The organism is Enterobacter sp. MGH85 (genome assembly GCF_001037655.1).
GTDB classification, from domain to species: Bacteria; Pseudomonadota; Gammaproteobacteria; order Enterobacterales; family Enterobacteriaceae; genus Enterobacter; species Enterobacter intestinihominis.
The window spans coordinates 3,715,030-3,739,366 of the sequence record NZ_KQ089925.1; the positions used below are offsets into that span (position 1 = coordinate 3,715,030).

Genomic DNA, 24,337 nt, shown 5'->3' on the forward strand with positions numbered 1-24,337 from the left:
GGAGCAGTATGTGAGCAGGCGTCAATCCGCCCCGCGTCTTGAGTTTGAAGCGGCGGCTATCTACGAATATCCCGAGCATCTTCGCCCCTGGCTTGAGGCGCTGCCTAAACAGCCTGGCGTCTATTTCTTCCACGGCGACAGCGACACCATGCCGCTCTATATCGGCAAAAGCGTAAATATCCGCAGTCGGGTGATGTCGCACCTGCGTACGCCGGACGAAGCGTCGATGCTCAGACAGTCCCGGCGGATCACCTGGATCGAGACGGCAGGTGAACTGGGCGCGCTTCTGCTCGAAGCCCGGCTCATCAAGGAACAGCAGCCGCTGTTTAACAAACGCCTGCGCCGCAACCGCCAGCTGTGTTCCTTGCAGGTTAACGCGGGAAAACCGCAGGTCGTTTATGCCCGGGAAGTGGATTTTTCGCATGAACCGAATCTTTACGGTCTGTTTGCCAACAAACGTGCCGCACTGCAAACTCTGCAATCCCTTGCTGATGAATTACAGCTTTGTTACGGCCTGTTAGGACTGGAAGCGACTACCCGCGGTCGCGCCTGTTTCCGCTCCGCGTTGAAACGCTGCGCCGGGGCGTGCTGTGGAAAAGAGAGCGTTGAAGAACATCATGCCCGGTTTATGGCTGGCCTGGCCTCAATCAGCGTCAACTGCTGGCCGTGGGAAGGCGCGGTGGCGTTGAAAGAGACCCGCGATGCGATGACGCACTATCACGTCATCCGCAACTGGCTCTGGCTTGGCGCGGTTGAAAGTCTGGATGACGCTGCCGCCCTGCTGCGCACACCTGCCGGGTTCGATCAGGATGGCTACAAAATTCTCTGTAAGCCGCTGTTAACCGGTAAATATGAGATAGTCATGCTCAATGACCCGGCAGCCAGGTAATTTCACTGAACAGCAGCGACCCCTTCGTTTCCAGTAGACGGAGGGTATGGCTGCCCTCTTGCCAGCTGGCGCCCTGATCGGCGGTTAGTAATTTATCGCCCAGTTGCCAGGCGCCGCTTAATACGAACGCCACGCCACCGCGTGATGCGAAGGTAGTGAACGTTCGGGTAGCAACTCGCACCTTTGCCTGGCAGTGCTCCCGTCGGGTCATGACATTGAAATCCATCGACATCTGCCCCTCCGTGAGCACGGCTTTCACCGTCAAATCGCCCGCAAAGCCGTAAGGCTGATGGTGTTTCAGGGTATGGCAAAACGCCCTCCCCGCATCCAGCGTCACCTCGCCGCCTTCCAGCAGCGTAATCACCCGGTCAACGCCCGGAAACGCGGAGAATTCGCCGTTATTGGCGATGGAGGCGATGCTGGCCCGCCAGGAAAAATCCCGCGTCGCGGGAGGGAAACAGCAAATCTCACGCGTCTCGCCCGCGCCGTTACGCCAGAGACTGACGGGTATTTTACGGATATCAAAGAATTCCATGACCACTCCTGAAGGACGCACCGTGCGCCAGGGCATTTTCACAGACGTATTATCGGCAACGGTAAGGCCAGACCTTAGGCATGGGGCAAAAGAAAAACCGCCGGTCCTGTCCACAGCGTTTTCGCTTGTGTAGACAGGAGCCCGGCGGTCTTAAGAGAGTGAACCGATTATTCGGCTGGTGCAGGCATTTTACCTTCCGGCGCTGCACGTTCTGTCAGACGCTTCTCAAAATTGGCATTAAATTGCTTTTTCTGTTCCGGCGTCAGAATGTTGTAAATCTTGTTCTGGGTTTCCATGTGGGCCAGCATGCGCGCTTTATGCTGCTCGGCCATTTTGTCGATCTGCGCTTCTGCTTTTGCTTTGTCGAAGCTGTCGCTAGCAATGATGTCATGCATCGCGCGGCGCTCTTCCAGCGGAGGACGTTTCATCTGGTCACGCTGACTTTTCCTGATGTCGCGGATCTGCTGCTTCTGCGCATCGGTCAGGTTCAGATCTTTAAACATCATCATCTCATGATGCATACCCGGCTTGCCTTTATGATGCATCATCATTTTGCCTTCTGCCGGCGCGGCGGTAGTGGTCGCGGTATCGGCGGCGAACGCCATGCTGGTAGCGCCCAGAGCCAGGGTAGAGGCAACAAACAGTGCAGTTAATTTACGCATAATGTCTTTCCTTACTTTCAGTTATTCTTCGGCGCTATGCCGTGTTGACGAGATTAACTTTACGGGGTTTATCGTCAATTAGTCAGAGCAACGGTAAAACAATGAAAGTATAAAAAACACGTTTTCGCCAATTATGGAGAAATTAAGGAAAAAGCGTGGAGAGATGAAACAAAAATATTCAACAGCATGATTTTAAAGAGATTATGGAGGAGTATAGCGAAGTACCGTTTAATAATAAAGCAATTCTCCAGGAATATTCCGCAAACACTACCAGAGCGCTTTTAACGTTAAGAAATTAATTCTTCGTTTCCCCTCCGGTCTGCGCGAGGGGAGACGATCAGGGCATTTTTTCCAGCATCAACCCGGCTCGTAAACCAAACGCGACTGACGGGTTAGGAAATAAAACATATTCCGTGGGGTTCTGTACCGCATAGCGCGTCTCACCATCTTCCGCCAGCAGGACGCCCTGGCGAAACGGCGTGAAGTTCAGCGTATGGGGCGCCATATGAAGCTGGAAAGCTTCACTTTGACGCGTGATCTGCTGTACGACCCGATAGCGCACGACTGGTTCCCGGGTGGGTTCCGGCGCGACCCCTGCGAGCAACGCCCGAAGCGCCTGATGCGTAGGGGCAAAACGCGTCAGGTCGTTTTGCCCGAACGGCAGCGCTTTTCCCAGCTCCAGCGTGCAGGACAGCGCGCCGAAATTCTCGCAGGTGAAGTGGGTAAACGTGCCGCCCGGCGTCTGGTGGAAAACCAGCGCTTCCAGTCCCGCGTCGCCAAGCCAGGTCAGAAACGCCTCATCCCACGGCTGATGGCGCTGCGGTAACACGCCAAAACGTACGTGGTACGAGGCGCGGATGGCGGTATGCAGATCGAGGTGCCAGCGCGTCTCCCCCGCCCCGGCAAAAAACGCCGTGACCACCTTCTCCAGCCATTGCGCACGTGTCGTTTCATCACTCTGTGGAAATTGCGCCCAGCGGCCACCAAACATTCGGTTGATGTCGCTCACGAGATACCGTTTGTTTTGCGCCAGCGCAGGCGGATTTCCCAGTACCACCAGCAGACGGCAGTGCAGCGTGATCTCTGCGCGATACAGCGCGCGCAGCAACAGATCGACAATCTCCACGGGCGCGGTTTCATTCCCGTGAATGCCGGTAGAAAGCAGCAGCGACAGGTTATATTGCCCCGTCGGCATCAGTTCAAGCACGCCCGGCCCCAGCCATCGCCAGTGGAACGAGGGGCCTTCCCCCTCGTGCCGCTCCGGTGTCTCTTCAGCCAGCGTCAGCGCCAGAAAGTTTTCCATATCGTCTCCTTAGCGCTGGAACGGATAAACCGATCCCAGTTGCAGGATGGTTGATAATGCATCCAGCGCCTCGCGGCCTTCGCGCAGCAGCTGCGGATCAACCAGATCGGCCTGAACCAGACGGTCACGATAGTAGCGGTCCACCCAGTCATTGAGGGTATTGAACAGCGTGTCGTTCATCATCACCGCCGGATTCACGGCCTGCATTTCCTCCGGCGTTAACACCACGCGCAGTCGCAGGCACGCCGGTCCCCCGCCGTTGGCCATACTTTCCCGCAGATCAAACACGCGCAGTTCATCAATCGGGTTATCCGCCTGCACCAGTTCGCTGAGATAGCGCCAGACGCCCTGATGGTTGCGGGACTCCTGCGGCAGCACCAGCATCATGCTGCCGTCATCCCGGCTCAGCAGCTGGCTGTTGAACAGATACGTTTCGACCGCATCCTGCACGCTTACCGCCTGCGTGGGCACCTGAATCGGCATAAATCCCGGCACGCGTTCGCGCAGCGTGGCCAGCAACTTTTCCTGATGGGCAAACGCCTGCTCGTGGCAGAACAGCACCTGACGGTTGGAAACGGCAATCACGTCGTTATGAAACACGCCCTGGTCGATCACCTGCGGATTTTGCTGGGCAAAAATCACCTGAGTAGGATTAACCTGGTTCAGCCGTGCAACCGCCTGGCTTGCGGCTAAGGTTTGTCTCGCCGGATAACGAACCGGCGCGGCGTGGCCGCCCTCTTCCCGTCCATAGATAAACAGCTGCAAGCCTGGATCGCCGTAATCGCCACCCAGACGGTTGTGGTTTGCCGCCCCTTCGTCGCCAAACATCGCGACCTGCGGCAGCGCCGAATGCACCTCAAAATGCGCATCATGATTAAAAATGGCGCGCAGCACGCGCCCGGTGGTCTCCGCTTCGCTGGCGCGGTGGAATTTGTTGTTCAGGTTAGCGACGGTCAGATGCACTTTGCCGTCCAGCGTATCCGCCGACGGCGCGACGGTGGCGGCATTCGCTACCCACATTGAAGAGGCTGAACTGGCCGCGGAAAGCAGCTGTGGGGACTGCGTACCGGCTTTTTCAACCACCTGTTCATCCGTACCGCTGAAGCCCAGCTGGCGCAGCACGGCCACGTTCGGCCGCTCCTGCGGCGGGATCACCGCCTGCGGGAAACCGGCATCGGACAGCGCCTTCATTTTCAATAGCCCCTGCTTGGCCGCCAGCTTCGGGTTCGAGACCTGGAAACGGTGCTTCGTCGAAGCTTCATTGCCGAACGACAGCCCGGCATAGTGGTGCGTCAGCCCCACCAGTCCGTCAAAGTTAACCTCACGCGCTTTCATGGGCGTCACCCTCTGTAAAATCCAGCCCCGGATTCAGCGTCTCCGGCAGCGTCAGCGCCGGGGTTTCCAGGCTTGCCATTGGCCACGCGCAGTAATCGGCGGCATACCAGGCGCTGGCGCGATGGTTGCCCGATGCCCCTACGCCACCAAACGGCGCGGTGCTCGCCGCGCCGGTCAGCGGTTTGTTCCAGTTCACGATCCCGGCGCGCGCTTCCAGCAGCAGCTGGTCGAATTTCTCGCGATGCGGGGATATCAGGCCGCTCGACAGGCCGTAGCGGGTGTTGTTGGCCATCTCGATCGCCGATGCAAAATCGTCATAGCGCCAGACGCACAGCAGCGGGCCAAAGACCTCTTCATCCGGCACGTTGCTCGTCGCACTCATCTCAATAATCCCCGGCGTCAGCAGCGATGTGCCCGGCTGAACCAGCTTCGGCTCCAGCAGGGTTTTCGCCTCGCGCGCCACGTGCTCCTGCCACGCTTTCAGCACGTTCAGCGCCGCCTGCCCGGAGATCAGCCCGCCGATAAACGGCTGCGGCTCGGTATCCCATTTCGCGGGAACCAGACGCCCGCTCACCTCCACCAGACGCTTAAGAAACGCATCCCCCTGCGCGCCGCGTTTAACCAGCAGGCGGCGGGCGCAGGTGCAGCGCTGTCCGGCGGTAATGAATGCCGACTGAATGGTCAGGTGGACCGCAGCATCGATATCATCCGGATCTTCCACAATCAGCGGGTTGTTGCCACCCATCTCCAGCGCCAGAATTTTTTCCGGCTGCCCCGCCAGCTGACGATGCAGCTGATAACCCGTTCCGGCACTGCCGGTAAACAGCAGACCGTCAATGTCGCTCAGCGCACTCAGCGCCTGACCGGTTTCACGCCCGCCCTGCACCAGATTCAGCACGCCCGGCGGCAGCCCCGCCTGCTCCCAGAGTTTTACCACCGCTTCTCCGGTTAAGGGGGTTAACTCACTCGGCTTGAAGATGACGGTATTTCCCGCCAGCAGCGCAGGCACAATATGCCCGTTCGGCAGATGCCCGGGGAAGTTGTACGGGCCAAACACCGCCAACACCCCGTGCGGACGGTGGCGCAACGTGGCGGCGCCGTCCGGCATCCCGGTATGCTGCTCACCGGTGCGGGCGTGGTACGCCTTCACCGATATACCGATTTTATTGATCATCGCCGTCACTTCGGTTGTTGCCTCCCAGCGCGGCTTGCTGGTTTCGCAGGCAATGATGCGGGTCAGCTCTGCTTTATTGGCCTCCAGCAGCGCAGCAAATTTCTCAACCAGCGCCTGGCGCTCGGAGAATGGCCGTTTCGCCCATGCCGGAAACGCGCGGCGTGCAGCCTGGCAGGCCTGCTCAACCTGCCCGGCGCTGGCGTCGCTCCCCGACCAGAGCACCTCCTGGCCGACCGGGTTAGTTTTTGTCCGCGCATCACCTTCGCCCGTTACCCAGTCACCGTTAATCCATAGAGTCATGCTGTTTTCTCCTCAGGGCAGAGCCGCACCAGGCGAACCGTGTCGCCAGCGTTACATTTCAGGGCATCCAGTTGCGCAGCCGTCAGTACCAGACGCTCGCATGTTGGGTTGGTTTGCACCAGCATGGCGCGGAAGTTGGCGTAATTCTCGTTCGAGACCAGGCAGGCTGGCCACTCGCCCGGCGCGGGCTGGCCTTCTGAAACCTCAACCAGGCGGCTTTTTCGGATGGCGCGTACGCGGTCAATATCGCATTCCAGCGTTGGGCCGCCGTCAAAGATGTCGACGTAATTACGGTAGCGAAATCCCTCTTTCTCCAGCACTGCACGGGCCGGAGCGGTTTGCGGGTGAACTTCGCCGATCACCGCCTGCGCTTCCGGCGTTAAGAAATGGGTATAAATAGGATGCTTCGGCATTAACTCGGCGATAAACGCCTTCTGACCGGTACCGCACAGGTAATCCGCCCGGCTGAATTCCATGGAGAAGAAGCGTTCGCCCAGGCTCTCCCAGAACGGCGAGTAGCCCGTCTCATCAATTACGCCGCGCATCTCCGCGACCACTTTTTCGTTGAAGCGGTCGCGAAAGGCGGCCATAAACATGAAGCGCGATTTGGAGAGCAGATAACCGTTACCCTCTTTGCGCCAGTCCGGATCGAGAAACAGGGTGCAGAGTTCGCTGGCGCCGGTATGGTCATTACAGAGAAAAAGCGTCGGCAGCGCGTTGTAGACGTTCAGCTCTTTCGAGGCGTGGACCATCGTGCCGACGCGGTAGTTGTACCACGGATCGTTGAGCCCGACGGCCACCTCGATGGCGCAAATCCCCGCCACGGTTCCCGTGTCGGTCTCTTCCAGCACGAACACATAGCCCTGTTCGCTTTTTGGCAACGTCCCCTGCCAGGTTTGCAGGGCGCGCTCAATGCGCGCCGACAGCGTTTTTTCATCGGCAGGCAGCGAGGTCAGCCCGCCCCCTGTCTTACCGGCAAGCTGCATAAGCCCGGCGAGATCGCCGTGCGCAACGGGACGGATGACCATCATGATGACACCCCGGACTTCACCTGTTCGCAGGCCAGCGCAAAACGATCTAACCCGGTTCTGACCTCTTCCTCACTGACGATCAGCGCAGGGGCAAACCGCACCACGTTAGCGCCGGCAATCAACACCATCACGCCCTGCTTTGCCGCTTCCTGTGAAATCAGCTTCGCTTTGCCAGCAAACTCAGGGGCAAGCTCACAACCTATCAACAGCCCCAGACCGCGGATCTCTTTGAACATGCCGGTCTGGTTATTGATGGCGGTAAGACGCTCAACAAACCACTGGTGACGCTGCTTCACGCCGCTAAGCACCTCAGGAGTGTTGATGATATCCAGCACCTGTCCGGCGACAGCGGTTGCCAGCGGGTTGCCGCCGTATGTGGTGCCATGAGTGCCCACGGTCATCACGCTGGCGAATTTTTCGGTGGTCAGCATCGCCCCCACCGGGAAACCGCCGCCGAGCGCTTTGGCTGTTGAGAGCACATCCGGGGTCACGCCATAGTGCATGTAGGCGTACAACTCACCCGTGCGGCCCACGCCGGTCTGGACTTCGTCAAAAATCAGGACCGCGTTATGCCGATCGCACAGCTCGCGCAGCCCTTGCAGGAACGCTTTCTGGGCGGGCATGACGCCGCCTTCCCCCTGCATGGGCTCGACAATCACCGCACAGGTGGTGTCGTCAATCAGCTCGCTGGCAGAGTGTAAATCGTTATACGCCGCATGACGGATATCCGGCGGCAGCGGCGCAAAATCCTGAGAATATGAGGGCTGACCGCCCGCACTGACGGTAAATAGCGTGCGGCCATGGAAAGCATTTTTAAAGGCTACGATGCCGCTCTTATGCGCGCCGAATTTATCGTGCGCATATTTGCGCGCCAGCTTCAGCGCCGCTTCGTTCGCTTCCGCGCCGGAGTTACAGAAAAAGACTTTTTCTGCGAAAGTGGCGTCGATCAGCTTCTTCGCCAGACGCAACGCCGGTTCGTTGGTATAACCGTTGCCGGTATGCCAGAATTTCGCCGCCTGATCATTCAGCGCCTGCCGCAGCGCCGGGTTTGCATGCCCCAGCGCATTCACCGCAATCCCACCCGCAAAGTCGATATACTCTTTGCCCTGCTGATCCCACAGGCGAGAGCCTTCCCCACGTACCGGAATAAAAGCCGCCGGAGCGTATACCGGCATCATCCATTCATCAAAATTTTCACGCGTAACTGACAGAGACATAGCGACCTCATCCGGTAAATAAAAGGTTGTTTAAATGTTAAATAATTGAGTGTTTGCACTGTGAATGTAGATTGCAGCGTTCGTGCCAGCCAGCGATAAAAATGCATAAACGGATTTGGGTAACAGAATATCAATGAGTTACAATATGGAGTTATTCACTATTAATGCATAAATAGTGAATATTTTTACAGCAAGCGGCGCTTTGCCGCACGAAAACAAGAAAGAGTATGCACATGCCAAATATAATTCTGGAATTGTGATCGCTCGCGAAATTTATCGGTCCTTTACGCCCTGTTCGAGGGCAAAACGCGTCGAAATGGTGCAAATATTGCACCGTCGGCATTATCTGTCGCAGTAATTGGGCGAAGCGGATAACAGACGACGTAAATTCTGCTACCATCCTTGCACTATTCACCTTGCATTGGCAGCGACTATGAAATTTGTCTCTTTTAATATCAACGGCCTGCGTGCCCGCCCTCACCAGCTCGAAGCGATTGTTGAGCAACATCAGCCAGATGTGATCGGCTTGCAGGAGACAAAAGTTCACGACGATATGTTCCCGCTCGAAGAGGTAGCGAAGCTGGGCTATAACGTTTTTTACCACGGTCAGAAAGGCCACTACGGCGTTGCGCTGCTGACCAAAGATACGCCGGTGTCGGTGCGTCGTGGCTTCCCGGGTGACGGTGAAGAAGCACAGCGTCGTCTCATCATGGCTGAGCTGCCTTCCCCGCTGGGTAATATCACTGTGATTAATGGTTACTTCCCGCAGGGTGAAAGCCGCGACCACCCGACCAAATTCCCGGCCAAAGCCAAATTTTATCAGGATCTGCAAAACTACCTTACGACCGAACTCAACAAAGATAATCCGGTGCTGATCATGGGGGATGTGAATATCAGCCCGACTGATCTGGACATTGGCATTGGCGAAGACAGCCGCAAGCGCTGGCTGCGCACCGGGAAATGTTCCTTCCTGCCGGAAGAGCGCGAGTGGATGCAGCGCTTGCTTGACTGGGGGCTGGTGGATACCTTCCGCACCGCTAACCCGGAGACGCAGGATCGCTTCTCGTGGTTTGACTACCGCTCTAAAGGCTTCGATGACAACCGGGGCCTGCGTATTGATCTGCTGCTGGCGAGCGCCCCCCTGGCCGAACGCTGCATCGAAACCGGTATCGACTATGATATTCGCAGCATGGAAAAACCGTCCGACCATGCGCCGGTATGGGCAACGTTCAAGCTGTAATCCTTAGTGAATATAAAAAAAATCAGTCTCCTGTGCGCCCTTCTGGGCGCATTTGTTTTGATCGTTGTTTTGCTTCCTCCGGGCATGCTCTCCCTCGACACGCTAAAAATACACCAGCAAACGTTGCTCGATCGTGTGGAGCAGGCGCCCCTTCAGAGCGCGCTGATCTATTTTGCGGTTTACGTTCTGGTCTCTGCGCTGTCGATACCCGGGGCTGTGCTTCTGACGCTGCTCGGCGGGGCGATTTTCAACCTGTGGGAGGCGACGCTGTTGGTGTCATTGGCCTCGACGCTCGGCGCCACGCTTGCCATGCTCGTCAGCCGTTATCTGCTGCGTGACTGGGTGCAACGGCGCTTTGCCGCACAGATGAACACGATCGATGCGGGGATGGTTCGCGATGGCGCGCGCTACCTTTTTGCCCTGCGCCTGATGCCGTTGTTTCCGTTCTTTCTGGTCAATTTGCTGATGGGGCTAACCCGTATCCAGGTGCGTCACTACTGGTGGGTCAGCCAGCTTGCGATGCTACCTGCCACCGTCATTTATCTGAACGCCGGACGCGAGCTGGGAAAACTCACCACGCTGCGCGATATTCTGTCGCCGGGACTGCTGTTCGCCTTTACACTATTAGGGTTATTACCGCTGGTCACTCGCTGGCTGTTTTCCCGTTACATCCCTTCGATTAAAAAGTGAGGCATTATGCGCCGGGTGCGTTTTTGCGCGTTTCTGACGAGTCTGCTGCTGGCAACCTCTGCCTTCGCCGCAGAAAGCTGGCAATCCATTCAGCAACAGGCCACCGGGCAGACCGTCTGGTTTAACGCCTGGGGCGGTGACGAGGCCGTTAACCGCTACCTCGACTGGGTGAGCGGCGAGATGAAAACGCACTACGCCATTAGCCTGAAGATCGTTCATCTGGCCGATGCCGCCGATGCGGTGAAGCGGATCCAGACGGAACAGGCCGCAGGACGCAGCAGTAACGGGTCGGTGGATCTACTCTGGGTAAACGGGGAAAACTTCCGCACGCTGAAGGAGGCAAACCTGCTGCTCACCGGCTGGGCGCAAACCCTGCCCAACTGGCGTTACGTCGATACCCGTAAACCGGTCACGGAAGATTTTGCCATCCCGACCGATGGGGCGGAATCCCCATGGGGCGGCGCGCAGTTAACCTTCATCGCCCGTAAAGCGAGTATGCCGACGCCTCCGGCAGATCCCCACGCGCTGCTGGCTTACGCTCAGCAGCACCCTGGCAAGGTGAGCTATCCGCGACCGCCGGATTTTACCGGCACGGCGTTTCTTGAACAGCTTCTGCTGGCATTGACCGCCCATCCGGAGGCGTTAAAAAACGCGCCGGACGGCACCTTTGCAGAGATCACCGCGCCGCTGTGGGACTATCTTGATACGCTGCATCCCCTGCTGTGGCGCGAAGGGAACGATTTTCCGCCATCGCCTGCGCGCATGGATACGCTGCTGGCCAGCGGCAGCCTGAACCTGTCGCTCACCTTTAACCCCGCTCATGCGATGCAAAAGGTGGCGAGCGGTGAACTGCCTGCCGACAGCTACAGTTTCGGCTTTCTCAAAGGCATGATCGGCAACGTCCATTTTGTCGCTATCCCGGCAAATGCCAGTGCGAGCGCAGGGGCGAAAGTGGTGGCAAATTTCCTGCTGTCACCGCAGGCGCAGATCCGCAAAGCCGATCCTGCCGTCTGGGGTGACCCGAGCGTGCTGGATGGTGCCAAACTACCTGCGAAAGCGGCAAAACAGCTTCATGCCTTTACCCCTTCAGGCACGCCTGATGTGCTTCCCGAACCGCACGCCGCCTGGGTTAACGCCCTGGAGCAGGAATGGCTTCGCCGCTACGGAACCCGCTAAGCGGGCTGGTATGGGCGGCAATGGCGGTCATCTATCTGCCACTGCTTCCCGCCAGCGGCATGCTGCTGGCCCCGGCGTTTTCTCTCAATAACTGGGCGGCGCTGTTTGCCGACCCGCAGCTGCCGCAGGCGCTGGCCGCTACGCTGGTGTCAACCCTCATCGCGACGCTGGGTTCACTGTTTATCGCCCTGAGCCTGCTTGCGCTTCTTTGGCCGGGTGATGGCTGGCAGCGCCTGAGCACCCGTCTGCCGTGGCTGTTGGCCGTGCCGCACGTCGCCTTCGCCACCAGCGCGCTGCTGTTGTTTGCGGAAGGCGGTCAGTTTTACCGGATCTGTACAGTCTGTTCGCCGCAGCTTGACCGCTACGGTATCGGGCTTGGCCTGACGCTTGCGGTCAAAGAGAGCGCGTTCGTTCTGTGGGCAATCTACGCCGCGCTGCCTGAAAAGCGCCTCGCACAGCAGAAAATTGTCCTCCATACCTTCGGCTACGGACGAATGCAGGCGCTTAACTGGCTCGTCCTCCCGGCTATCGCCCCCGCGCTGGGCGCCGTGATGCTGGCGGTGCTCGCCTGGTCGCTTTCCGTGGTGGATGTGGCGATCGTGCTCGGGCCGGGCAACCCACCTACGCTGGCGGTGCTGGCCTGGCAGTGGCTCACCCAGGGCGATGCGCAGCAGCAGACAAAAGGAACGTTGCTGTGTCTGGTGTTGCTCCTGCTGCTGGCCGCACTTGCCGCGGTGGGATACGGCCTCTGGACGGCTTGGCGGCGCGCCCAGCCTGACGTCTCGGGGGTACGTCGCGCTTCGCATACCGCGTTGCCCGCACGGACGCTGGGCGGGTTACTGCCGTTGTGCGGCGTGCTCTGTGCGCTGGTTCTGCTGATGCTGGCACGCCGGGACGACATCGGCCCCGTCAGCGACAGCCTTTCACTGGGACTGCTGTCCAGCCTGACAGCGCTGGCCATCCTCATGCTCTGGCTTGAGTGGGGACCCCAGCGTGGCGCGGTGTGGATCTGGCTGCCGCTTGCCCTCCCGGCGCTGCCCCTCGTGTCCGGGCAGTATGCCGTGGCGCTGTGGCTGGGCATCGACGGCCAGTACGCTGCGGTGCTCTGGAGCCATATGCTCTGGGTTCTCCCGTGGATGCTCCTGGTGCTGCAACCGGCCTGGCGCAGGCTCGATCCCCGGCTTATCCTCACCGCCAGAACGCTGGGCTGGCGACAGGCGAAAATTTTCTGGTTAGTGAAATGTCCCCTGATGGTTCGTCCGGCCCTGCTGGCCTTTGCGACCGGCTTTTCCGTGAGCATGGCCCAGTACATGCCCACCCTCTGGCTGGGAGCGGGTCGTTTTACTACTCTGACGACGGAGGCGGTCGCCCTCAGCAGCGGCGGCAGCGTTCCGATCCTCGCCAGCCGGGCGCTGGGTCTGTTGCTGTTGACCAGCAGCGTATTTGCCCTTGCCGCGCTGCTCGCCCGGTTCGTGGGCCGTCACAGACAAGGATTACGTTAATGCTGAACGTGAAAAATCTCACCATTGCGCCTCTGTTACGTGAGGTTAACTTCCGCGTCCCGGCAGGGGAGATTCTCACGCTGATGGGACCCTCCGGGAGCGGGAAATCGACTCTGTTTGCCTGGATGGTGGGGGCGCTATCCACTGATTTTAAGGCGCACGGCGAGCTGTGGCTGAACGATCGACGCTGCGATCTGCTCCCCGTGGAAACGCGCGGGATCGGCATTCTGTTTCAGGACGCCCTGCTGTTTGACGCCTTCAGCGTGGGGCAAAACCTGATGCTGGCGTTGCCGGCGCACATTGCCGGACGCGCGCGGCGCGACGCGGTAGAGCAGGCTCTTGAATCTGCCGGGCTGGCAAACCACTATGTCAGCGATCCGGCGACCCTTTCCGGCGGCGAGCGCGCCCGGGTCAGCCTGCTGCGCGCCCTTCTCGCCCAGCCGCAGGCATTGCTGCTCGACGAACCGTTCAGCCGACTGGATAAAACGCTCCGCGCCTCATTCCGGGCGTGGGTATTCGAAACCACTCGCCAGCGCAAGATCCCGATGGTGCTGGTCACGCATGATGAGGAAGATATCCCGCCAGGCGGAGAGGTGATTGAGATTTCTCGCTGGCAATAATGTGCTAACGCAATGTTTTTGGCTTCAGGAGAGACGACAATGCCACCCTCTTTTAATGACGTCAGGTTTTTCGATGAAACGTGTTTCTCAACTGACCGCGCTGGCTCTGATCTGCGGCCTCGCCTCACTCTCCTCCATGGCGGCTGATATGCCCCACTCCCTCACGCTGGACCAGCTCCAGGCGCAAAACGGCGCGGTAATTGATACGCGCATCAGTGCGTTCTATAACGGCTGGCCGCAGGCGCTGCGCGGAACGTCCGGGCATGAACCCGCCGCGCTTAATCTCTCTGCAGGCTGGCTTGGGGCAATGAGCGATGAACAGCTCAGCGGCTGGGCAAAACAGCATCGGATTACGCCCGACATGCCGGTTGCGCTCTATGGCAACGATGATGACAACCAGACCGTCAAAACGCGGCTGGAAAAAGCGGGTTTTACCCACGTTTCCATCCTGAGCGATGCCCTGCAACAATCCGACCGTTTGCAACGTCTGGCACATTTTGAACAGCTGGTTTATCCGCAGTGGATCCACCTGTTGCAGCAGGGCAAACCCGTTACCGCCGCACCAGCCGGAGAGTGGAAGGTGATCGAGGCTGGCTGGGGTGCGCCGAAGCTTTATCTCCTGAGCCACATTCCCGGCGCGGGCTACATCGACACCAATGAAGTGGAAAGCGAACCGCTGTGGAATAAGGTCGCTGACGAAAAGTTGAAAGCGATGTTGGCGAAGCACGGGATCCGTCACGATACCACCGTCATTCTGTACGGTCGCGACGTATATGCCGCCGCGCGCGTGGCGCAGATCATGCTCTACGCGGGCGTGAAGGATGTGCGAATTCTGGACGGCGGCTGGAAGGCATGGTCAGACGCCAGCCTGCCCGTTGAGCGCGGAACGCCTGAGAACGTGAAGCCAGCCCCTGATTTTGGCGCGCCGATCCCAGGCCAGCCCCGGCTGATGGTGGATATGGAACAGGCCCGGGGAATGCTGCACCGTCAGGACGCCTCACTGGTGAGCATTCGTTCCTGGCCAGAGTTTATCGGTGAAACCAGCGGCTACAGTTATATCAAGCCAAAAGGTGACATTGCCGGTGCGCGCTGGGGCCATGCGGGTAGCGACGCGACCCACATGGAAGATTTCCACAATCCGGATGGCACCATGCGCAGCGCCGATGATATTGCCGCCATGTGGAAGACGTGGAATATCCTGCCGGAGCAGCACGTTGCGTTCTACTGTGGTACCGGCTGGCGCGCGTCTGAAGCCTTCATGTACGCCCGCGCCATGGGCTGGCAAAACGTTGCCGTCTACGACGGCGGCTGGTACGAATGGAGCAGCCATCCGCAGAACCCGGTCTCCACCGGCGCGCGCGGCCCGGAGAGTACACGCTAGCGGGGGAGTGACTTCAGCGTCACGTAACCGCTCCAGATGCGCGTTGTGGTGGTCAGCCAGCACAACGCGCCAAACGCCCAGGCGAACAGCGTGAAGTGTGCCGGAAACAGGCAGCACAGCACAAACAGCGCGATGGTCTCCGTTCCTTCCGTTAATCCTCCAATGTAATAAAGCGACTTGTGCGCGTAGCCGGGGTTGACGATATTATGCTTCCCCGCCAGCGCGGCAAAGGCCAGGAAACTGCTGCCCGTCCCCATAAACGCGAACAGCAGCCAGGCGGCGGCGATCGCATTGTCAGCCGGAGCGGCCAGCGCGAAGCCAAACGGTACCAGCGCGTAAAACAGGAAGTCGAGGGCGATATCAAGAAATCCTCCCGCGTCCGTCAGGCCACGGCGACGCGCCAGCGCACCGTCCAGACCATCCAGCAGCCGGTTCAGCACAATGGCGACCAGCGCTGGCAGATACCAGCCCAGCGCCAGAAACGGTAACGCCAGTACGCCAATCGCAAACCCGGCGAGCGTTAACCCATCAGGCGTAATAAACGGTTTATCCAGCGCGGCGGCCAGCTGATTTAACCCGGGCTTCAGCCGTGGATGCAGATGTTTATCCAGCATGCGGTTTACCTTTAAACGTGGCACACAGGCCCTGAGCCGGGATATCCAGCGCGGCGTTAAAGCGGGCGGAAAGGTTCTGAAAGGCAATCAGAGCCGTCATTTCGGTGATAGTCTCTTCGCTAAAGTGGCGCTTCAGCTGGTTTTTGATATTTTCATCCACCTGAGGCGGCGTGGCGGTGACCGCTTCCGCATAGGCCAGCGCCGCGCGCTCCTCTTCGCTGAACAGGGTGGAATTTTGCCAGTCGTTGACGGCCTGCACTTTATCCAGCGCCCCGCTCCGCTCGGCCAGACGCAGGCTGTTGGCATCAATACAAAATGCGCAGTGGCAGATCTGCGAGACCCGCGTCATTAGTAACGAACGCAGAACCGGCGTCAAACGCGCCTTGCGCCGCTCCAGATAGCCGACAAATAGCGCTACCAGCCAGAAAAGACGCGGCATACGCCCCCACCAGCGCGTGGGGTTCAGCACCGCGCCGAAGTGTTTTTTCTGCATGGCAGCAATGGGCTTGAGGCTGACGGGAAGGGTTTCCATGGGCGCAACCCAGGCGGCTGTCTCTTTCACCTGATTCTCCTGATGACTGGACTCTTTGGCAGGGCACGATAATATGTCGTTTTTCGCTATTAATTATTGACGAACATGCTGAAAACACTCGATGTTGTTGCGGCCATCCTCGAAAAAGAGGGCAAGATCTTGCTGGCGCAGCGTCCCGAACATGCCGATCAGCCAGGAATGTGGGAATTTGCGGGCGGAAAGGTTGAAGCCGCTGAGACCCAGCAGGAAGCGCTGATCCGCGAACTACGCGAAGAGCTCGGCATTGAAGCCGTGCCCGCGCGGTATGTGGCAAGCCACCAGCGGGAAGTGTCGCAGCGGCTGATCCACCTCCACGCCTGGCACGTACCGGAATTTAGCGGCGAGCTGAAGGCGCACTACCACTCGGCGCTGGTGTGGTGCACGCCAGAAGACGCGTTCACGTATGATTTAGCCCCGGCGGATATACCGCTTCTGGAAGCGTTTATTCTTTTACGCGACGCCAGACCAGCGGGTTTGTACTGAGGGTGCGCTCATCACGCTGGCACTGCAACAGCACGCCATCCGCCCTGACCACTGCGCCTTCGGAATAGTTTTGATCCTGATAGATACAGCACTGATTACACGGCTGCGCACGCTGTCCGCCAGCGCTAAAAACCTCTGGCGGCACGTTAACTTCGACATCCGGGCGAATGCGATCAGCCTGTGCCCCGGCGGACACCATCAAACATAACGCGGCCATTGCGAAACGGTTCATAGACTTAATTTCCTTTGCATCGTTTATATCTATAACGGTAGATCCTGACGGGATCTTTAATTTATCTCGTCATCGCTTTTGGTTATGACGCGCGGCTTGTCATTAATTTCCCTTTCGGCCTAAATTTCTGCTTGCCTCTCAAAGCGGTGCGGGTGGTATAGTCAAAAAAACGACACAAAACATCTCCGCCACACGCACAAATTATTATAAGAGGTTCTTATATCTATGGATCAGACACGCTCTCTGGAAAGCTTTCTTGCCCATGTTCAGCAGCGCGACCCGCACCAAAGCGAGTTTGCCCAGGCCGTTCGTGAAGTCATGACCACCCTGTGGCCCTTCCTTGAGGAAAATCCGCGCTACCGCCAGATGGCGCTGCTTGAACGTCTGGTGGAGCCAGAGCGCGTCATCCAGTTCCGCGTGGCGTGGGTGGACGATCGCAATCAGGTACAGGTCAACCGCGCGTGGCGCGTGCAGTTTAACTCCGCCATTGGGCCGTTTAAGGGCGGGATGCGCTTCCATCCCTCGGTGAACCTGTCGATTCTGAAATTCCTCGGCTTCGAGCAGACCTTTAAAAATGCGCTCACTACCCTGCCGATGGGCGGCGGTAAAGGCGGGAGTGATTTCGATCCGAAAGGCAAGAGCGAAGGCGAAGTGATGCGCTTCTGCCAGGCGCTGGTCACTGAGCTCTATCGCCACCTTGGGCCGGACACCGACGTTCCTGCCGGGGATATCGGCGTGGGTGGTCGTGAAGTGGGCTTTATGGCCGGGATGATGAAAAAGCTCTCCAACAACAGCGCCTGCGTCTTTACCGGCAAAGGTCTGTCGTTTGGCGGCAGCCTGATTCGTCCGGAAGCGACGGGTTACGGTCTGGTCTATTTCACTGAAGCGATGCTTAAGCGTCACGGGCTGAGCTTCGAGGGGATGCGCGTGGCGGTCTCCGGCTCCGGCAACGTGGCGCAGTACGCTATCGAGAAAGCGATGGCGTTTGGCGCGCGCGTAGTGACCGCCTCCGACTCCAGCGGCACCGTGGTGGATGAAGCTGGCTTCACGGCAGAAAAACTGGCGCGTCTGTGCGAAATCAAAGCCAGCCGTGACGGCCGCGTGGCGGATTATGCCCGAGAGTTTAGCCTGACCTATCTGGAAGGTAAACAGCCGTGGGGTGTGCCGGTGGATATCGCCCTGCCGTGCGCGACGCAAAACGAGCTGGACGTGGATGCCGCCCGGACGCTGATTAGCAATGGCGTGAAGGCGGTAGCGGAAGGGGCAAATATGCCCACCACCATTGAAGCGACCGATCTGTTCCTGGACGCGGGCGTACTCTTTGCGCCAGGCAAGGCGGCGAACGCGGGCGGGGTGGCAACATCCGGTCTGGAAATGGCACAAAACGCCGCGAGAATGGGCTGGAAGGCGGAGAAAGTGGATGCCCGTCTGCACCACATTATGCTTGATATTCACCATGCCTGCGTGGAGTACGGCGGTGAGGCTTCACAGACCAACTACGTGCGCGGCGCCAACATCGCCGGGTTCGTGAAGGTGGCCGATGCGATGATCGGGCAGGGTGTGATTTAGTTTCGCTGCATTCTCGCCCTTGCAGGCCCGGTAAGCGTTATCGCCACCGGGCTTTTTTCAGGCCGCAGAGCTGCTTTTTGCTGGGTGGCGGCTTCGCCTTACCCGGCCTACGGTTTAAGCGGTGGTATTTTTGGCTGCGCTTTTTTTCTTTTTGAACGGTTTCTTCGCCCCGCCACCCGGGGCAACCATCCCCCGGAATCGCTTCACTGGCGTACTGCGCGCCTGATCAATCAGCTGATAAAGCGTCCCCACCAACGGCTGCATAAAGTCCTGGTAACGGCACTGCTTTTCGCTGATCTGCGTCAGCACCGACTCCCAGTGCGCGGTCATGTCCGGTCTGGCGGCCAGCTCTGGCAAGGAGTGAATCAGTGCCCGGCCCGGCTCTGTCGAATGAATATAGCGCCCTTTTTTCTCGAGAAAACCACGCTTAAACAGCAACTCGATAATCCCCGCGCGGGTTGCTTCCGTACCCAGACCGTCGGTGGCGCGGAGGATCTTCTTCAGATCTTTATCCTGCACAAAACGGGCGATCCCGGTCATGGCCGAAAGCAGCGTCGCATCGGTGAAGTGGCGCGGCGGCTGGGTCTGACGTTCAACCACTTCGCCTTTTTCGCACAGCAGTTCATCGCCTTTGGCTACGACCGGCAGCGGCGTGCCGTCGTTCTCTTCGTCACGCTCTTTGTTGCCGAGCAGCGTGCGCCAGCCCGCTTCCGCGAGGAAACGCGCTTTGGCGATAAATTTGCCTTTGGCAATTTCCAGCTCAATAACGCACTTGCGGAAAACCGCGTCCGGGCAGAACTGCATCAGATACTGACGCGCGATCAGGTTATAGACCTTTGCTTCGTTGTCGTTCAGGTTGACGTTGCTGGTGCGCGCCGTCGGGATTATCGCGTGGTGGGCATCGACTTTTTTATCGTCCCAGCAGCGGTTATGGGTATCCGGGTTTACCGCCGGCTGCGGCAACAGATCCGGCGCATGGACACCAATGGCATTCATCACCGAGTGGCGTCCGGCGAAGTGTTCCTCCGGCAGATAGCGGCTGTCCGAACGCGGATAGGTGATCAGCTTGTGGGTTTCATAGAGCTTCTGGCAGATATCGAGCACGTTCTGCGCGCTCAGGCCAAACTTTTTCGCGGCCTCGATCTGCAACGCCGAAAGGGAGAACGGCAGCGGTGCGGGCTCTGATTCCCGTTTGTCGTTATAGCTGGTAACGATCGCGGGCTGGCCGGTAATGCGGTTAACCACGTGCTCCGCCAGCGGACGATGCAGCAGCCGTCCCTCTTCGTCCTGATATGACTCACAGGCATCGCTCGGCTGCCAGACGGCGGTAAAGCGTTCGTCTTTCGGCGTGACGATATGCGCTTTGACTTCGAAGAAGTCTTTGGCGACGAAATTTTCGATCTCTTCGTCGCGACGCACCACCAGTCCCAGCACCGGGGTTTGAACACGCCCAACAGAGAGTACGCCCTGATAGCCCGCATTGCGTCCCAGGATGGTGTAGGCGCGGGTCATGTTGATCCCGTACAGCCAGTCGGCACGCGCACGCGCCAGCGCGGAGACACACAGGGGAATAAATTCGCTGTTGGCGCGCAGGCGCGAAATCGCGCGCTCCACCGCCTGCGGGTTGAGGTCGTTAATTAAACAGCGCTGCACCTGCTGGCGCTTTTCCGGTGCCAACTCCAGGTAGTCGAGCACTTCGTCGACAAGCAGTTGCCCTTCCCTGTCCGGGTCACCCGCGTGGACCACTTCCGTCGCCTCATGCAGGAAACGCTTAATGACGTTGAGCTGTTTGGTGACGGAAGGACGCGGTTGCAGACGCCACTTTTCCGGCACGATCGGCAGATCGTTGAGGTTCCAGCGGGCGTAGCGGTTGTCGTAGACATCCGGCTGCGCCTGTTCAAGCAGGTGACCGATACACCAGGTGACCACCTGCCCGTTACCGCATTCGATAAAGCCATCACCTTTGCGATGCGGCTTGGGCAGCACGTCGGCGATGGCTCGCGCCAGACTCGGCTTTTCGGCAATAAACAACCGCATCGAATTAACGGATCTCAATCATCGGGCGGCCACCGCGGGCGGTCACCAGCTCGCCAATGGCCGTCAGGGTGATGCCAAACTCGGCCGCCGTTGCCTGAACGTCAGCTTCTGCTTCCGGCGTCACCGCCAGCAGCAGGCCGCCGGAGGTTTGCGGATCGCACAGCAGATTGCGCCACGCTTCCGGCATTTCGCCCATTAAATGGCCGTAGCTGGCGAAGTTGCGCTGCGTCCCGCCCGGAACGGCGCCCTGAGCAATGTACTCTTCCACGCCCGGCAGCTTCGGCACATCCTGATACCAGACCTGCGCCTGCACGCCCGCGCCCTGACAGACTTCAGAGAGGTGTCCCAGCAGACCAAAGCCGGTCACGTCGGTCATGGCCTTCACGCCGTCGATACTGGCGAATGCCGCACCGGCAAGGTTCATCTGGCACATCACTTCCGTTGCCAGACCAATATGCTCGGGCTTCAGCAGGGATTTTTTCTCGGCGGTTGTCAGTACGCCAATGCCCAGCGGCTTGGTGAGGAACAGCTTGCAGCCCGCCTGCGCGGTGCTGTTGCGCTTCACGCGTTCGGTCGGCACCACGCCGGTGACGGCCAGGCCGAAGATCGGCTCCGGCGCATCGATAGAGTGACCACCGGCCAGGGCAATACCCGCCTGCTGGCAGGCAAAGCGTCCGCCTTCGATGACATCGCGGGCAATCTCCGGCGGGAGGGTGTTAATCGGCCAGCCCAGAATGGCGATCGCCATAATCGGCTTACCGCCCATCGCGAAGATATCGCTGATGGCGTTGGTGGCCGCAATGCGTCCGAAGTCGAACGGGTTGTCGACAATCGGCATAAAGAAGTCAGTGGTGCTGATAATGCTGGTGCCGTTACCTAAGTCATAAACCGCTGCATCGTCACGCGTTTCGTTACCGACAAGCAGGTTCGGGTCGACAAACTTCGCCTGTTCACTGTGCAGGATGGTCTCCAGCACTTTCGGGGAAATTTTACAACCGCAACCGGCTCCGTGGCTGTATTGCGTTAAACGAATAGTTTGCTCGCTCATGGACGTCTCCTGTCATCTCAATCGCGCTATGGTAGCGCTCATTCCATAAAGAGGTAAGTATGACTGTCTGAATTCTGCGGCGGATGCTCAGAATCCAGACAGTTTAGCGCGTGTAATTAAAAACGGCTGACGAAAGGCGTGGTGTCCGGCACGCTAATGGTGCTGGAGGCTTTAAGCTGCGGGGTGCCGAGATAGAGGAAGCCGACAATTTTATCGTGTTCACCGCAGGAGAAGCCTTCCCGCACGGCGGCGCTCCCGGTCAGCGGCCCGGTACGCCAGATGCCGTTAAAGCCCTGCGCGACGGCGGCCATCTGCATTGCCATTACCGCGCAACCGGCAGACATCTCCTGCTCCCAGACCGGCACTTTATGGTCGGCCTGGCATTTAGCGACTACCGCGATGATCATCGGCGCACGGAACGGCGCGTTGCGGGCTTTATCAATCCCCTTCTCATCCTGGCCTGCGGCAACCGCCCCCTGCTCCAGCAGCTGGCTGAAGCGGTCGCGCCCTTCGCCTTCAATAATAAAGAAGTGCCACGGCTGCAATGTGCCATGGTCCGGCGCACGCATTCCGGCACGCAGAATGTTTTCCAGCTGTTCGCCGACGGGGGCCGGGTCGGCCAGGCGGGAAGCGCTACGACGGTTAACAAGCAGTTCAAGTGCGTCCATTGGTTAACTCCTTTCGTGAAATTTACTCACAAAATTAACACGACAGCAGAATTTGTTACAGCGTGGCAGGCGATTCCTGCTGACAAGTGGCGGTTGGGTCATTACGATAACCGCACATTACCGTCCTGTGGCGACGGAAACAGTCCTTTTCTGGTTAGGGAGAATACATGCGAACCCTTTGGCGAATCTTTGCCGGTTTCTTTAAATGGACGTGGCGACTGCTCAACTTCGTCCGCAACCTGGTGATGAATATCTTCTTCATCTTCCTGGTCCTGGTATGCGCAGGTATCTGGATGCATCTCAGCAGCGCCAGCCAGGCGCAGAATTCGACGCGCGGCGCACTGCTCCTCGATATCACCGGTGTGATTGTTGATAAGCCATCGACCAGCAACCGTCTGGGCGTGATTGGCCGCCAGCTGTTCGGCGCGACTTCAGACCGCCTGCAGGAAAACTCCCTGTTTGATATCGTCGACACGATCCGTCAGGCCAAAGACGATCGCAACATTACCGGTATCGTGCTGGATCTGAAAGATTTTGCCGGAGCCGATCAGCCTTCGATGCAGTACATCGGGAAAGCGCTGCGGGAATTCCGCGACAGCGGTAAACCGGTCATTGCCGTCGGCGACAGCTACACCCAGGGGCAATATTATCTGGCGAGCTTTGCTAACAAAATCTGGCTCTCTCCGCAGGGCACGGTCGATCTGCATGGCTTCGCCACAAATGGTCTGTACTACAAATCGCTGCTCGACAAGCTGAAGGTCACTACCCACGTCTTCCGCGTCGGGACCTATAAATCTGCCGTGGAGCCGTTTATCCGTGATGATATGTCCCCTGCCGCCCGTGAAGCGGACAGCCGCTGGATTGGCGAGCTGTGGCAGAACTATCTCGGCACCATTGCCGCTAACCGTCAAATGACCGCTGAGCAGGTCTTCCCGGGCGCGCGCGGTGTGCTGGAGGGCCTGCGCAAAGTGGACGGCGATACAGCGAAATACGCGCTTGATAACAAACTGGTCGATCGGCTGGGTTCCAGCGCTGAAATCGAAAAAGCGCTGACCAAACAGTTCGGCTGGAGTAAAGAGGACAAGAACTACAGCGCCATCAGCATGTATGACTACGCCGCGAAAAAGCCGGATGACAGCGGTGACAGCATCGCCGTGGTGTTTGCTAACGGGGCCATTATGGACGGTGAAGAAACGCCGGGGAACGTCGGCGGGGACACCACCGCGTCGCAGATCCGCGATGCGCGTCTGGATCCGAAAGTGAAGGCGATTGTCCTGCGGGTGAACAGCCCTGGCGGCAGCGTCAGCGCCTCCGAGGTGATCCGTGCTGAGCTGGCCGCCGCGCGTGCCGCGGGCAAGCCGGTCGTGGTCTCGATGGGGGGCATGGCGGCTTCAGGGGGGTACTGGATCTCGACGCCAGCCAACTACATTGTGGCTAACCCAAGCACGCTGACCGGCTCGATTGGCATCTTCGGCGTGATCAACACCGTAGAGAACAGCCTGGATTATCTCGGCGTTCATACCGACGGCGTTTCCACCTCGCCGCTGGCGGATGTGTCCGTGACTAAATCTCTGCCGCCTGAGGTGTCCGAGATGATGCAGCTCAGCATTGAGAGTGGCTATAAGCGCTTCATCACGCTGGTGGCGGATTCCCGTAAAAAGACGCCAGACCAGATTGACCAGATCGCGCAGGGCCACGTCTGGACCGGCCAGGATGCGAAGAGCAACGGTCTGGTAGACAGCCTGGGTGACTTCGACGATGCCGTGAAGAAAGCGGCGGAACTGGCGAAGCTCAAGCAGTGGCACGTTGACTATTATCAGGACGAACCGACGTTCTTCGATATGGTCATGGACAGCATGTCCGGCTCCGTCCGCGCCATGCTGCCGGAAGCGCTTCAGGCGTATCTGCCGGCGCCGGTGGCGACGGCGGCTAAAGCCATGAAAGCGGAGAGCGATAAGCTCGCGACTTTCAACGATCCGCAAAGCCGTTACGCGTTTTGCCTGACCTGTGCGAACGTGCGTTAAAAACCGTCCCCTCTTCCCGTGAAGAGGGGATTTTTT

The 24,337-nt window shown here is 58.8% G+C and carries 23 protein-coding genes; 10 read left to right on the forward strand and 13 right to left on the reverse strand.

The window, feature by feature from the left end; all coding sequences use genetic code 11:
- Positions 1 to 10 precede the first annotated feature (10 nt).
- Positions 11 to 889, forward strand: coding sequence for an excinuclease Cho (gene cho, locus SK51_RS17565; RefSeq protein ID WP_032624399.1), 879 nt, complete (start codon positions 11 to 13; stop codon positions 887 to 889).
- On the opposite strand, the gene ves is transcribed toward cho, so the two are convergent.
- The 7 genes from ves to astC all read right to left on the reverse strand — a co-directional run bounded on the left by ves (position 867) and on the right by astC (position 8,446).
- A complete protein-coding gene (ves, locus tag SK51_RS17570) occupies positions 867 to 1,424 on the reverse strand; it encodes an environmental stress-induced protein Ves (protein WP_048206866.1) in 558 nt (185 codons plus the stop codon). The two genes, cho and ves, sit on opposite strands and share 23 nt — an antisense overlap.
- A 167-nt stretch (positions 1,425 to 1,591) precedes the next feature.
- A complete protein-coding gene (spy, locus tag SK51_RS17575) occupies positions 1,592 to 2,086 on the reverse strand; it encodes an ATP-independent periplasmic protein-refolding chaperone Spy (protein ID WP_022647814.1) in 495 nt (164 codons plus the stop codon).
- A 337-nt stretch (positions 2,087 to 2,423) separates the two neighbouring features.
- Entirely contained in the window at positions 2,424 to 3,389 is a 966-nt protein-coding gene (gene astE, locus SK51_RS17580; RefSeq protein ID WP_023305958.1) for a succinylglutamate desuccinylase, read from the reverse strand.
- Between the two features lie 9 nt (positions 3,390 to 3,398).
- Complete coding sequence (gene astB, locus SK51_RS17585; RefSeq protein WP_023305957.1) at positions 3,399 to 4,724, reverse strand: N-succinylarginine dihydrolase; 1,326 nt, start codon at positions 4,722 to 4,724, stop codon at positions 3,399 to 3,401.
- The gene (astD, locus tag SK51_RS17590) at positions 4,711 to 6,198 is read right to left on the reverse strand and encodes a succinylglutamate-semialdehyde dehydrogenase (protein WP_023305956.1); all 1,488 of its coding nucleotides are present in this window, start codon (positions 6,196 to 6,198) and stop codon (positions 4,711 to 4,713) included. Before astD ends, astB begins: the two co-directional genes overlap by 14 nt.
- The gene (astA, locus tag SK51_RS17595) at positions 6,195 to 7,229 is read right to left on the reverse strand and encodes an arginine N-succinyltransferase (RefSeq protein ID WP_023305955.1); all 1,035 of its coding nucleotides are present in this window, start codon (positions 7,227 to 7,229) and stop codon (positions 6,195 to 6,197) included. Before astA ends, astD begins: the two co-directional genes overlap by 4 nt.
- Complete coding sequence (gene astC, locus SK51_RS17600) at positions 7,226 to 8,446, reverse strand: succinylornithine/acetylornithine transaminase (protein WP_023305954.1); 1,221 nt, start codon at positions 8,444 to 8,446, stop codon at positions 7,226 to 7,228. The genes astA and astC overlap by 4 nt, the downstream gene beginning before the upstream one ends.
- A gap of 433 nt (positions 8,447 to 8,879) precedes the next feature.
- On the opposite strand from astC, the gene xthA reads away from it, so the two are divergent.
- The 6 genes from xthA to SK51_RS17630 all read left to right on the forward strand — a co-directional run bounded on the left by xthA (position 8,880) and on the right by SK51_RS17630 (position 15,055).
- Entirely contained in the window at positions 8,880 to 9,686 is an 807-nt protein-coding gene (gene xthA / locus SK51_RS17605) for an exodeoxyribonuclease III (protein WP_023299900.1), read from the forward strand.
- Between the two features lie 6 nt (positions 9,687 to 9,692).
- On the forward strand, positions 9,693 to 10,376 hold the full coding sequence (locus SK51_RS17610; protein WP_032671080.1) for a TVP38/TMEM64 family protein: 684 nt from the start codon (positions 9,693 to 9,695) through the stop codon (positions 10,374 to 10,376).
- 6 nt (positions 10,377 to 10,382) lie between these two features.
- Entirely contained in the window at positions 10,383 to 11,552 is a 1,170-nt protein-coding gene (locus tag SK51_RS17615; protein WP_023305952.1) for an ABC transporter substrate-binding protein, read from the forward strand.
- Entirely contained in the window at positions 11,525 to 13,054 is a 1,530-nt protein-coding gene (locus SK51_RS17620; RefSeq protein WP_023305951.1) for an ABC transporter permease family protein, read from the forward strand. The genes SK51_RS17615 and SK51_RS17620 overlap by 28 nt, the downstream gene beginning before the upstream one ends.
- Entirely contained in the window at positions 13,054 to 13,674 is a 621-nt protein-coding gene (locus tag SK51_RS17625; protein ID WP_023305950.1) for an ATP-binding cassette domain-containing protein, read from the forward strand. The genes SK51_RS17620 and SK51_RS17625 overlap by 1 nt, the downstream gene beginning before the upstream one ends.
- Positions 13,675 to 13,747: 73 nt before the next feature.
- Positions 13,748 to 15,055 carry a sulfurtransferase gene (locus tag SK51_RS17630; RefSeq protein WP_022647803.1) on the forward strand — a complete coding sequence of 436 codons (1,308 nt, stop codon included), beginning with the start codon at positions 13,748 to 13,750 and terminating at the stop codon, positions 15,053 to 15,055.
- Here the strand turns inward: SK51_RS17630 and SK51_RS17635 are convergent.
- Positions 15,052 to 15,669, reverse strand: a complete 618-nt coding sequence (locus tag SK51_RS17635; RefSeq protein ID WP_023305949.1) for a CDP-alcohol phosphatidyltransferase family protein — start codon at positions 15,667 to 15,669, stop codon at positions 15,052 to 15,054. The genes SK51_RS17630 and SK51_RS17635 overlap by 4 nt on opposite strands.
- A complete protein-coding gene (locus SK51_RS17640; RefSeq protein ID WP_023299893.1) occupies positions 15,659 to 16,231 on the reverse strand; it encodes a carboxymuconolactone decarboxylase family protein in 573 nt (190 codons plus the stop codon). Before SK51_RS17640 ends, SK51_RS17635 begins: the two co-directional genes overlap by 11 nt.
- A 75-nt stretch (positions 16,232 to 16,306) precedes the next feature.
- Between SK51_RS17640 and SK51_RS17645 the strand changes: the two genes are divergently transcribed.
- Complete coding sequence (locus tag SK51_RS17645; protein ID WP_032676321.1) at positions 16,307 to 16,723, forward strand: pyrimidine (deoxy)nucleoside triphosphate diphosphatase; 417 nt, start codon at positions 16,307 to 16,309, stop codon at positions 16,721 to 16,723.
- On the opposite strand, the gene SK51_RS17650 is transcribed toward SK51_RS17645, so the two are convergent.
- Positions 16,683 to 16,955: a YnjH family protein gene (locus SK51_RS17650; protein WP_022647799.1), complete on the reverse strand. Its 273-nt coding sequence runs from the start codon at positions 16,953 to 16,955 to the stop codon at positions 16,683 to 16,685. The genes SK51_RS17645 and SK51_RS17650 overlap by 41 nt on opposite strands.
- Positions 16,956 to 17,180: 225 nt before the next feature.
- Here SK51_RS17650 and gdhA point away from each other — a divergent pair, with 225 nt between their 5' ends.
- Positions 17,181 to 18,524 (forward strand): NADP-specific glutamate dehydrogenase, encoded by a 1,344-nt coding sequence (gdhA, locus tag SK51_RS17655; RefSeq protein ID WP_023305947.1) that lies wholly within the window; start codon positions 17,181 to 17,183, stop codon positions 18,522 to 18,524.
- Between the two features lie 114 nt (positions 18,525 to 18,638).
- On the opposite strand, the gene SK51_RS17660 is transcribed toward gdhA, so the two are convergent.
- From SK51_RS17660 to SK51_RS17670, 3 genes are all read right to left on the reverse strand, one after another.
- Positions 18,639 to 20,561 carry a DNA topoisomerase III gene (locus SK51_RS17660; protein ID WP_023305946.1) on the reverse strand — a complete coding sequence of 641 codons (1,923 nt, stop codon included), beginning with the start codon at positions 20,559 to 20,561 and terminating at the stop codon, positions 18,639 to 18,641.
- A gap of 4 nt (positions 20,562 to 20,565) precedes the next feature.
- A complete protein-coding gene (selD, locus tag SK51_RS17665) occupies positions 20,566 to 21,609 on the reverse strand; it encodes a selenide, water dikinase SelD (protein ID WP_022647796.1) in 1,044 nt (347 codons plus the stop codon).
- A gap of 116 nt (positions 21,610 to 21,725) precedes the next feature.
- Positions 21,726 to 22,277, reverse strand: coding sequence for an NAD(P)H nitroreductase (locus tag SK51_RS17670; RefSeq protein ID WP_022647795.1), 552 nt, complete (start codon positions 22,275 to 22,277; stop codon positions 21,726 to 21,728).
- A gap of 167 nt (positions 22,278 to 22,444) precedes the next feature.
- On the opposite strand from SK51_RS17670, the gene sppA reads away from it, so the two are divergent.
- Positions 22,445 to 24,301 (forward strand): signal peptide peptidase SppA, encoded by a 1,857-nt coding sequence (gene sppA / locus SK51_RS17675; protein WP_023299888.1) that lies wholly within the window; start codon positions 22,445 to 22,447, stop codon positions 24,299 to 24,301.
- Positions 24,302 to 24,337: the final 36 nt, after the last annotated feature.

Bases quoted from the DNA above. Each gene is read 5' to 3' on its own strand.
- SK51_RS17620 (WP_023305951.1), top strand. From the start codon at position 11,525: ATGGCTTCGCCGCTACGGAACCCGCTAAGCGGGCTGGTATGGGCGGCA.
- astA (WP_023305955.1), bottom strand. From the start codon at position 7,229: ATGATGGTCATCCGTCCCGTTGCGCACGGCGATCTCGCCGGGCTTATG.
- gdhA (WP_023305947.1), top strand. From the start codon at position 17,181: ATGGATCAGACACGCTCTCTGGAAAGCTTTCTTGCCCATGTTCAGCAG.
- astE (WP_023305958.1), bottom strand. From the start codon at position 3,389: ATGGAAAACTTTCTGGCGCTGACGCTGGCTGAAGAGACACCGGAGCGG.
- xthA (WP_023299900.1), top strand. From the start codon at position 8,880: ATGAAATTTGTCTCTTTTAATATCAACGGCCTGCGTGCCCGCCCTCAC.
- SK51_RS17670 (WP_022647795.1), bottom strand. From the start codon at position 22,277: ATGGACGCACTTGAACTGCTTGTTAACCGTCGTAGCGCTTCCCGCCTG.
- SK51_RS17615 (WP_023305952.1), top strand. From the start codon at position 10,383: ATGCGCCGGGTGCGTTTTTGCGCGTTTCTGACGAGTCTGCTGCTGGCA.
- SK51_RS17645 (WP_032676321.1), top strand. From the start codon at position 16,307: ATGCTGAAAACACTCGATGTTGTTGCGGCCATCCTCGAAAAAGAGGGC.
- SK51_RS17625 (WP_023305950.1), top strand. From the start codon at position 13,054: ATGCTGAACGTGAAAAATCTCACCATTGCGCCTCTGTTACGTGAGGTT.
- sppA (WP_023299888.1), top strand. From the start codon at position 22,445: ATGCGAACCCTTTGGCGAATCTTTGCCGGTTTCTTTAAATGGACGTGG.
- selD (WP_022647796.1), bottom strand. From the start codon at position 21,609: ATGAGCGAGCAAACTATTCGTTTAACGCAATACAGCCACGGAGCCGGT.
- ves (WP_048206866.1), bottom strand. From the start codon at position 1,424: ATGGAATTCTTTGATATCCGTAAAATACCCGTCAGTCTCTGGCGTAAC.
- astD (WP_023305956.1), bottom strand. From the start codon at position 6,198: ATGACTCTATGGATTAACGGTGACTGGGTAACGGGCGAAGGTGATGCG.
- astC (WP_023305954.1), bottom strand. From the start codon at position 8,446: ATGTCTCTGTCAGTTACGCGTGAAAATTTTGATGAATGGATGATGCCG.
- SK51_RS17650 (WP_022647799.1), bottom strand. From the start codon at position 16,955: ATGAACCGTTTCGCAATGGCCGCGTTATGTTTGATGGTGTCCGCCGGG.
- SK51_RS17660 (WP_023305946.1), bottom strand. From the start codon at position 20,561: ATGCGGTTGTTTATTGCCGAAAAGCCGAGTCTGGCGCGAGCCATCGCC.
- spy (WP_022647814.1), bottom strand. From the start codon at position 2,086: ATGCGTAAATTAACTGCACTGTTTGTTGCCTCTACCCTGGCTCTGGGC.
- SK51_RS17635 (WP_023305949.1), bottom strand. From the start codon at position 15,669: ATGCTGGATAAACATCTGCATCCACGGCTGAAGCCCGGGTTAAATCAG.
- astB (WP_023305957.1), bottom strand. From the start codon at position 4,724: ATGAAAGCGCGTGAGGTTAACTTTGACGGACTGGTGGGGCTGACGCAC.
- SK51_RS17630 (WP_022647803.1), top strand. From the start codon at position 13,748: ATGAAACGTGTTTCTCAACTGACCGCGCTGGCTCTGATCTGCGGCCTC.